Source organism: Stenotrophomonas sp. S41, from assembly GCF_016624625.1.
Lineage (GTDB): Bacteria > Pseudomonadota > Gammaproteobacteria > Xanthomonadales > Xanthomonadaceae > Stenotrophomonas.
Map to the genome: position 1 here is coordinate 1 of NZ_JACVTV010000139.1, position 9,687 is coordinate 9,687.

Consider the following 9,687-nt stretch of genomic DNA (forward strand, 5'->3'; position numbering starts at 1 on the left):
CCCCCGCTAGCACCTGAAGCTAGTGCGTCTACCAATTCCGCCACCTGGGCGTCGAGGAGCGAGATTATGGGGTGTTGTTACCGGGGTGTCAACACTTCTCGAAAACAATCTCGCGATGGGGTCAGAGCCCTTTCCTGTGGAAAGGGATCCGACCCTGCTGCTGGATGACAGGCAAAAAAAATCCCCGCCGAAGCGAGGAGTTTTTTCGTTGGTGCCCAGGAGAGGACTCGAACCTCCACGGTTTTACCCGCTAGTACCTGAAACTAGTGCGTCTACCAATTCCGCCACCTGGGCGTTCCAGAGGCGCAATTGTGAAGATGAATCCGCAGGCTGTCAACGATTTCCAACAAATATTTCACGCGGCGCTTCCAAGGCCGCCGCTGACCCGTTCTGCACGCCCGCAACGGCTACCATGTAGGGCGATGACTACCAAAAAACCAAGCAAGGGCGGGAGCAAGTCCCGCAGCCAGGCCCCGACCAAGGGCGCCAAGGCGGGCGCAGCCCGCACCACCAAGCCGGGCAAGCCGTTGCCGGGCTGGTTCCCCGAATTGAATGAAGGCGGTGCACCGCCGCGCGGCCGCAAGGGCCGCGGCATGGATGCCGCCGCACCGGGCCCGGCCCCGGGCCGCAAGCTGCCGCCGACCGGGAAGGTGATCGACGATCCCTATGCCGCCCGCGAAGCAGAGAAGTACGAACAGCCCATCGCCAGCCGCGAGGCCATCCTGGCCCTGCTGGAACGCTGCGACGGGCCGCAGACCGCCGAGGAACTTGGCGCGCGCCTGGGTCTGACCGCAGCCGACCGTGCCGAGGCACTGTCGCGCCGGCTGGGCGCCATGGTCCGTGACGGCCAGCTGGTGCAGAACCGCCGCGGCGGCTTCGCGCCGATCCAGACCCTGAACCTGGTCACCGGCGTGGTGATCGCCAACCCGGAAGGGTTCGGCTTCCTGCGCCCGGTCGAGGGTGGCGACGATCTGTTCCTGCCGCCCTATGAAATGCGCAAGGTGATGCACGGCGACAAGGTGTTGGCCCGCGTGACCGGCATCGACCACCGTGGCCGCCGCGAAGGCAGCATCGCCCGCGTGCTCGAGCGCGGCATGACCCGCCTGATCGGTCGCTTCAGCATTGAAATGGGCATCAATTACGTGGTGCCCGATGACAAGCGCATCCAGCGCAACGTGCAGGTGCCGCCGGACCAGACCGGTGGCGCGCGCGATGGCCAGCTGGTGGTCTGTGAACTGACCCAGGCGCCGGACAGCCGCCGCCCGCCGATCGGCCGCATCATCGCCGTGCTCGGCGACAAGCTGACCGCGTCGCTGGTGGTGGAGACCGCCATCCACGGCCACGAACTGCCGTTCGAGTTCCCGCAGGACGTGTTGGACGAAGCCGCCTCGGTGCCGATGGTGGTCGAGCCGGCGATGATCGGCGACCGCGTCGACCTGCGCAGCACGCCGCTGGTGACCATCGACGGTGAAGATGCCAAGGACTTCGATGACGCGGTCTACTGCGAACCGAATGCCGATGGCTTCCGCCTGGTGGTGGCCATTGCCGATGTCTCCAACTACGTGCGCCCCGGCACGCCGCTGGACGAGGAAGCGCAGAAGCGCGCCACGTCGGTGTATTTCCCGGGCTTCGTGGTGCCGATGCTGCCGGAGACCCTGTCCAACGGCATCTGCTCGCTGATGCCCAAGGTCGATCGCATGTGCTTCGTCTGCGACATGCAGATCGACCGCGACGGCGTGGTCAGCCATTCGCGCTTCTACGAAGCGGTGATGAACTCGCACGCGCGCCTGACCTACACCCAGGTGTGGAAGGCGGTGGGCGAGGACGATGCCGATACCAAGGCATGGATGGGCGAGCTGCTGCCACAGGTGCAGCGCCTGCACCAGCTGTACAAGGTCCTGTCGAAGGCGCGTGCCAAGCGCGGCGCCATCGAGTTTGAAAGCAGCGAGGTGCGCTTCGTGCTGGACAACCGTGGCGAGGTGACCCAGGCCGGCATGCTGGTGCGCAACGATGCGCACAAGCTGATCGAGGAATGCATGATCGCGGCCAACGTGGAGGCGGCCAAGTACCTGCTGTCGCGCCATGTGCCGGCCCCGTACCGCGTCCACGAGAAGCCGCCGGAGACCAAGTTCGCCGACCTGCTGGAATTCCTCAAGGAGTTCAAGCTGAGCCTGCCGCCGTGGTCGAAGGTGCGCCCGGGCGACTACACCAAGCTGCTGAAGAAGATCCGCGACCGCCCCGATGCCACGCTGCTGGAATCGGTGCTGTTGCGCAGCCAGAGCCTGGCGGTCTACAGCCCGGACAACAATGGTCACTTCGGCCTGGCGCTGGAGGCCTACGCGCACTTCACCTCGCCGATCCGTCGTTATCCCGACCTGCTGGTGCACCGTGCGATCAAGCATGCGCTGTCCGGCAAGCCGCTGGACAAGTTCACCTACAACGCCCGCGAGATGGCTGCGCTGGCGCTGCAGTGTTCCGAGCGCGAGCGTCGTGCCGACGAGGCCGAGCGCGAGGTCGACGAGCGCTACCGCGCCGCGTGGATGGAAAAGCACGTGGGCGGCCAGTTCGACGGCGTGATCAGCGGCGTGACCAGCTTCGGCCTGTTCGTGGAGCTGGATGATTCCAAGGTGCAGGGCCTGGTCCACGTGACCCAGCTGCCGCAGGACTATTACAAGTTCGACGCCACCCGCAAGACGCTGACCGGCGAACGCCGCGGCGGCAGCTACCGGCTGGGCGACCGCGTGCGCATCCTGGTGCTGAAGGCCAGCATGGAAGAGCGCAAGATCGACTTCCGCCTGGTCGAGCACAAGGGCGAGGACGAGGGCGATGGCCTGCCGCCGCTGCCGGAACGCGGCAAGCCGGCCAAGCGCACCAAAAAGCAGTATTGAAAGGTGTGCCGACCAACGGTCGGCACCCACCTTGCCCGGTAGGTGCCAACCGTTGGTTGGCACGTTCCTCACCCGGTAGGTGCCAACCTTGGTTGGCACGACGTTCCGGAGGAACCCAGCATGCAAGGCCAACCCGAGTACCGCGGCGGCTGCCAATGCGGCGCCATCCGCTTCGAGGCGCGCGGCGCCCTCACCGACAGCTCGATCTGCCACTGCCGGATGTGCCAGAAGGCGTTCGGCGCCTACTACGCGCCGCTGGTCTCGGTGCGCGGCGCGCAGTTCAGCTGGACCCGCGGCCAGCCGCGCTATTTCCAGTCCTCCAACGTGGTCCGCCGCGGCTTCTGCGGTGACTGCGGCACCCCGCTGACCTACGAGGCCCCGGACGGCATGGCCGTGGCCGCTGGCGCCTTCGACGAACCCGAGCGCCTGCCGCCGACCCTGCAGTACGGCATGGAGCGCAAGCTGCCCTTCGTGGATGGCCTGGGCCTGCTGCCCGGCAGCCGCACCGAGGAGGACGTGGCCGCGCTGGAGTTCCTGGCCACGATCGTGTCCCACCAGCACCCCGACCACGACACCCCGCACTGGCCGCCGCGCACCCGTTCAGCGGAAGGATGAACGGCAGGTAGCGCCGGGCCATGCCCGGCGAAGGCGTGCGGACCAACGGTCCGCACCCACCAACCATAAATCCGGTGGGTGCAGACCAACGGTCCGCACCCACCAGAAGGGGTGGGTTTCACACCCACCGAGGGCGGTCAGAACGTGTAACGCACGCGGCCGTAGTAGTACGCGCCGTTGCTGCCGATCGGCGACAGCACGTCGTACGGCAGGTTGCCGTAGTAGTAGATATCGTCGTTGGACTTGTCCGGATAGTTGTCCGTCAGGTTCTGCCCGCCGATGGCCACGCTCCACTGCTTGTTGAAGCGGTATTCCACTTCGGCATCCAGCTGCCATTCGGCCTGGTAGGTCTGGCGCGGGATGTAGCCATCACCGAAGTTGAACACGCGGGTGGCACTGCCGTAGCGGTTCACGCGGCTGCTCAGCGACCAGTGGTCGTTGCTCCAGGCGGCCGACAGGCTGGCACGGGTACGCGGGGTCGCGTCGGTCAGCGTGTTGGTTTCTTCGATGCCGAACAGCACGTAGTCCGCGTCCAGTGCCTGCAGCTGGGCCGGGGTGGCCAGCACGTTCTTCAGCGTGGTCTTGGTGTAGGCGTAGGTGCCGGTCAGCAGCAGCTGGCCATCGCCCAGTGCCTGGCGCCAGTTGGTCACCAGCTCGGCACCGCGGGTGCGGGTGTCGGCGGCGTTGACGAAGAAGCTGGCGCTCTGCAGGCCGGTGACGCCGTAGTTGGCAGCCACGAAGTCGGTCAGCGCATCGCCGGTGATGCTTTCCGACAGCGCGATGCGGTCGTCGATGTCGATCTGGAAGAAGTCCAGCGACAGGTCGAAATGTTCACCGATGCGGCTGGTGAAGCCCAGCGAGGTGTTCAGCGACTTCTCCGGCTTCAGGTCCTGCGCGCCGAGGCCGCGGGCGATCGGGTTGTTGACCGACAGCAGGCGGCCCTGCACCAGCTGGCCAGCGGCGTTGTAGCCGGTGGAGGTGGATTCGTAGCCGATCTGCGCCAGCGACGGCGCGCGGAAGTTGTTGGAAATGGCACCGCGCAGGGCGAAGGCCGGGGTGAACTCGTAGCGCAGGCCCAGCTTGCCGGTCAGTTCGCCACCGAAGTCGTCGCTGTGCTCGTAGCGTGCGGCCAGGTCGGTTGAGAAGTGGTCGCCGAACTGGCTGGCCAGGCTGGCATAGGCACTGGCCACGTCACGCGCCAGCGACGCGGCATCCTGCGGGGTCAGGCCACCACCGGCCTGCGAGCCGGTCGGGCGGTCGGTGTACGGGCCGGCGGCGTAGCTGGACGGGTCGCCCGGACGGGTCTGGTAGCGCTCGTGGCGCACTTCCGCGCCCAGGCCCAGGGTGTGGGTGATGCTGTCGCTCTGCGAGAACACGCGGCTCAGGTCGAGGTTGCCCACGGTCTGTGCGTACTGGTAATCAGCGGTCTTGAAGCGGGTCGGGCTGGTCGGGCCCAGCGAGGCGTTGATCGAGTCGCGCAGGCGGTAGGTGAAATCGTTCTGGCCGTAATCCAGGCTGCCGTCGTAGCTCCACTCGCCCCACTGGCCGCGCACGCCGGCCACGGCCTGCACGTCGCGGTTCTCGCCTTCGGAAATCGGGCGGTAACCGTTCGGGTATACCTCCTTCCAGTTGGCGTCGCTGTCGGGGTAGCGGAAGTAGTTCGCGCCTTCGGTATCACGCTGGTTGAAGGTGCCGAACGCATAGAACGTGGCGGTCTTGCCCACCGGAATCTCGGTGTTCAGCCACAGGTTGATGTCCTTGCTGGCGCCATCGCCGAGCACGTAGTTGCGCTTGCCCTGCAGCGCCAGGTTGGCGTCGGTCTGGTCCCACGGCGGAATCAGGTCGTAGCCGGCGCGGTTGGTGCCGTTGCGCTTCTTGTATTCCAGGCCCACGCGCAGGAAGCCGCCATCCTCGCCCAGCGAGGTGCCGACCTTGGCGCTGATGTTGCCGGCCTGGCCATCGGTGAGGGTGCGGCCGATCGGCTTGAGGTCGGTGTGGTTGGCACCGTAGCTGGCTTCGATCTCGCCACCGTCGCCGCCGTTGTCCAGGATCACGTTGATCACGCCGGCCACCGCATCGGAGCCGTACAGCGCGCCGGCGCCATCACGCAGCACTTCGATGCGCTTGATGGCGCTGACCGGGATCGAGTTGAAGTCGACCGGGGTGGTGCCCTTGCCGATCTTGCTGTCAGTGTTGACCAGCGCGGTGTGGTGGCGGCGCTTGCCGTTCACCAGCACCAGCACCTGGTCCGGCGACAGGCCGCGCAGCTGCGCGGCACGCACGTGGTCGGCGCCGCCGGAGTTGGACTGGCGCGGGAAGTTGAACGACGGCAGCAGGGCCTGCAGCGCGCTGCCCAGCTCGCCGTTGACCACGCCGGCCTTGCGGATGTCCTCGGCGGTGAGCACGTCCACCGGCGAGGTGGATTCGAGCACGGTGCGGTCGGCGGCGCGGGTACCGGTGACGATCACCGTGTCCAGGTTGGTGGCCGCATCCTGGGCAGAGGCCAGGGCGGGGGACAGGGCGAGCGCGATGGCGAGGCCGAGCGGCGACGCGGACAGGCGGGGGGACATGCGGACTCCAGCAACTACGACGTGGGGAAGGGGCGGGGGAGAGATGGTTTCACTTACATCCATCCGGATGAAGCGATATATTATCTTGGCGTGAGGAGGGGGTGTGACGCAAGCCCCGCTTCCGATCGCATCAGCTGATGCCCCTGTGGCATGAGTGATTGGTTGCAACCGCAACCGAAACGCAGGTGTACCCTCCGTGCCCCTTCGACCCGCTTTTTCCCCTTCCCCGGAGTGCTGTCCCCCATGAAACACCTTGGCCTGATCTTTGCCGTGCTGCTGGCCACCAGCGGCTGCGCCAGCCTGTCCTCGAAGACACCCAGCGCCTACGCCGCCACCGCCGAGATGCAGGGCGATGCCGCGCGGCCGTCCAACGGCACGGGCTGGGTGCGCAGCGAGCTGTACTTCGGCGTGGGCGAGGAGCAGGGTGCCGGCGACCGTCCGCAGGCCGAGACCATCAGCGAGGCGCAGTGGCGCGCGTTCCTGGACAAGGAAGTGACCCCGCGCTTCCCCGATGGCCTGACCGTGTTCGATGCCTACGGCCAGTGGCTGTTCCGCGGCGATGCCTCGCCCAACCGCCTGCGCACCAAGGTGCTGGTGGTGCTGCATGAAGACAGCCCGCAGCGCCGTGCCGACATCGAAGCGATCCGCCTGGCGTGGAAGCAGCAGACCAAGCACCAGTCGGTGCTGTGGTCGCGGCAGGCGGTTGACGTATCGTTCTGACCTGGAGGCGCCAGCGTGGCGCCGCAGGGAGTGACGATGAAACACAGGGAATCCGTGGTTGGCCTGCTGCTGGCGGGCCTGCTGGTGCCGCTGGCGCACGCCGCTGACAGCGATGCGCCGTTGCGCTTCGAGGCAGCGCCCGGCGTTCGTGTGCAGGCCGAGGTCACCGAGGACGGCAGCATCGACGTGCAGCTTCTGCCCTCGGGCAGACGGCTGAGCCTGCCGGGTGCCCCTGATGCCGACGGCAATTCCCGGCTGTCGGCCGAGGATGTTGATTTCGACGGGCGTCCCGAGCTGGTGGCGCGGGCGTCGGTCGGCATGGTCAACGAAGCGGTGGCGGTGTATCGGTTCGATCCGGCCAGCGGCGGTTTCCGCGCGCTGCAGGCCGAAACCCACGGGCATGACAACTGTGGCGGCCTGATGGGCCTGACCGTCGACGCCGCCACGCACACCCTGACCAGCAGCTGCCGCAGTGGACCGATGTGGTACACGGATCAGTATCGGTTCGACGGTACGAAGTTGTACCTGTATCGCTCCGAAGACGTGCTGCGGCTGGGCGATGCGCTGGATGCCGCCCTGCAGTGGGAGCAGACCGACGAGCAGGGGCCGCTCGCGGTATGGCGGACCCACGATGTATCCGGCCATGTGCTGGAAAGTGCCATTGCCGATGGGTTGAGCGCGCCCGCCAGCGGCGAACCGCTGCGTGGCCAGCAGGCCACGGTGGTGTCCGCGCGCCTGTTCCTGTTCGACCGGCCCGGTGCCGCCAGCACCAAGCGCTACCTTGTGCAGGGCGATCGCGTGGAGATGCTCGATGAGCAGGACGGCTGGGTGAAGGTTCGTTACCGCAACCCGAAGCACGGCGCGATCGAGGGTTGGATCAACGTCAACGATTGACGCCTCGCCGGTCCGCAGTTTGCTCAACAAGGCGGTCGGCTTCTTGCCCACGGCGGCATCACCTGGCCGGGTCTAGCCTCGGGTTTCTCCCCCGAACCGGCTGTGCCCCCATGAGCAAGCGCGTTGCAGAGATCGTCATCGACACCCTCCAGCAGGCGGGTGTCCGCCGCTGTTACGGCATCGTGGGCGATACCTTGAACCACGTGACCGATGCGATGCATCGCAGCGACATCGAATGGGTGCACGTGCGCCACGAAGAGGTCGCTGCCTTTGCCGCTGGTGCCGATTCGCTGGTGAGTGGACAGCTGACCGCCTGCGCGGGTTCCTGCGGGCCGGGTGGCCTGCACTTCATCAACGGCATCTTCGAAAGCAACCGCAACCGCGCGCCGATGGTGCTGATCGCCAGCCAGATCGTCACCAGCGAACTGGGCATGGAATTCCCGCAGGAAGTGGATTTCAAGGCGGTCTACGGAAGCTGCACGGTGTTCTGCGAACAGGTGCACAGCCCCGAACAGGCGCGACGCGTGGTGGCACTCGCCTGCCAGGCGGCGATCAGCCGCCGCGGTGTGGCGGTGGTGATCCTGCCGGCGGATATCAGCGAGGCCGAGGTGAAGCACGATGTGCCGTTCTCGGTGCACTACGCCCAGCCGGTGCTGCGCCCGTCCGACGCTGAGCTGCAGCGCATCGCCGAGCTGCTGGGGCAGGGCAAGCGCATCGGCATCTATGCCGGTGCCGGCTGCCAGGGCGCGCATGCGCAGCTGCTGGAACTCGCCCGGCGGTTGCAGGCACCGGTGGCGCACACCTCACGCGCCAAGGATTTCGTCGAGCCGGACAACCCCTACAACATGGGCATGACCGGCATCTTCGGCATCGAGTCGGGCTTCCACACGCTGATGGAGTGCGACACGCTGCTGCTGCTCGGCGCCGACTTCGCCTGGGGCCAGTTCTATCCGGACAAGGCAACGATCATCCAGGTCGACCGCGATGGCAGCCACCTGGGCCGTCGCCACCCGGTCAACCTCGGCGTGGTCGGCGACATCGCACCGACCCTGGACGCGCTGCTGCCGATGCTGCCGCCACGCGAGGACAGCACGTTCCTCGACGAATGCATCACCCACCGCGACAAGGCGCTGCAGAAGCGCGAGCAGGAAGAACAGCCCGGCGAAGGCGAGCTGATCCATCCGCAGCACCTGACCGCGCTGCTGTCGAAGCACGCCAGCGACGATGCGCTGTTCACCGCAGACGGTGGCTCGCCGATGGTCTGGGTGCTGCGCCATATCCGGGTGAACGGCCGCCGCCGCACCCTGACCAGCCTGCTGCACGGCACGATGGCCAACGCGATGCCGCAGGCGCTGGGCCTGCAGAATGCGTTCCCCGGCCGCCAAGTGATTTCGCTGTCCGGTGATGGTGGCCTGGCGATGCTGCTGGGCGACCTGCTGACGGCGGTGCAGGAGAACCTGCCGATCAAGGTGGTGGTGTTCAACAACGGCTCGCTGAACTTCGTCGAGCTGGAGCAGAAGGTGGAAGGCCTGCTGGACAATTACACCGATCTGAAGAATCCCGATTTTGGCCGCCTGGCCGAGGTGATCGGTTTCCACGGCCGCACGGTGACCCGCAGCGAGGACCTGGAGGAGGCGGTGCTGGACTTCCTGGCCCAGCGCGGGCCGGCGTTGCTGGATGTGCATACCAGCCGCGCGGAGCTGGTGATGCCGCCGCAGATCGAGGCGAAGCAGGTGGCGGGCACGGCGTTGTATGCGGCCAAGGCGGTGTTGAATGGCCGCTTCGATGATGTGAAGCACCTGCTGGTGGACAACTTCCTGAAGAAGTGAGGGTGGGTTTTGATGCAGGGCTGCGCCCTGCACCTGCCGAATCAACGTCAACGTCAAAAGCGGGCTATTCGTGGGTTGGCCGGGTGGGTCCGGTTGAGGGGGACGCCGTAAACCCCCAGACCGGCCCAGCCGCTGGCGGCTGTGCGTTCGGGCGCTTGCGAAGCAGTGCTT

General features: G+C 66.7%; 6 protein-coding genes and 1 tRNA gene. 5 read left to right on the forward strand and 2 right to left on the reverse strand.

The window, feature by feature from the left end:
- Positions 1-209: 209 nt before the first annotated feature.
- A tRNA-Leu gene (locus IAE56_RS19295) sits at positions 210-294 on the reverse strand.
- A 128-nt stretch (positions 295-422) separates the two neighbouring features.
- On the opposite strand from IAE56_RS19295, the gene rnr reads away from it, so the two are divergent.
- The gene (gene rnr, locus IAE56_RS19300; protein ID WP_200753642.1) at positions 423-2,888 is read left to right on the forward strand and encodes a ribonuclease R; all 2,466 of its coding nucleotides are present in this window, start codon (positions 423-425) and stop codon (positions 2,886-2,888) included.
- A 120-nt stretch (positions 2,889-3,008) separates the two neighbouring features.
- Positions 3,009-3,503 carry a GFA family protein gene (locus tag IAE56_RS19305; protein ID WP_200753643.1) on the forward strand — a complete coding sequence of 165 codons (495 nt, stop codon included), beginning with the start codon at positions 3,009-3,011 and terminating at the stop codon, positions 3,501-3,503.
- Between the two features lie 137 nt (positions 3,504-3,640).
- Here IAE56_RS19305 and IAE56_RS19310 read toward each other — a convergent pair whose 3' ends face one another.
- Positions 3,641-6,073: a TonB-dependent receptor gene (locus IAE56_RS19310; protein ID WP_200753644.1), complete on the reverse strand. Its 2,433-nt coding sequence runs from the start codon at positions 6,071-6,073 to the stop codon at positions 3,641-3,643.
- Positions 6,074-6,316: 243 nt separating this feature from the next.
- Here IAE56_RS19310 and IAE56_RS19315 point away from each other — a divergent pair, with 243 nt between their 5' ends.
- The 3 genes from IAE56_RS19315 to IAE56_RS19325 all read left to right on the forward strand — a co-directional run bounded on the left by IAE56_RS19315 (position 6,317) and on the right by IAE56_RS19325 (position 9,516).
- The gene (locus IAE56_RS19315) at positions 6,317-6,793 is read left to right on the forward strand and encodes a DUF3574 domain-containing protein (RefSeq protein ID WP_200753645.1); all 477 of its coding nucleotides are present in this window, start codon (positions 6,317-6,319) and stop codon (positions 6,791-6,793) included.
- 36 nt (positions 6,794-6,829) lie between these two features.
- The gene (locus tag IAE56_RS19320) at positions 6,830-7,687 is read left to right on the forward strand and encodes an SH3 domain-containing protein (RefSeq protein WP_200753646.1); all 858 of its coding nucleotides are present in this window, start codon (positions 6,830-6,832) and stop codon (positions 7,685-7,687) included.
- A 110-nt stretch (positions 7,688-7,797) separates the two neighbouring features.
- Positions 7,798-9,516 (forward strand): thiamine pyrophosphate-dependent enzyme, encoded by a 1,719-nt coding sequence (locus tag IAE56_RS19325; RefSeq protein WP_200753647.1) that lies wholly within the window; start codon positions 7,798-7,800, stop codon positions 9,514-9,516.
- Positions 9,517-9,687: the final 171 nt, after the last annotated feature.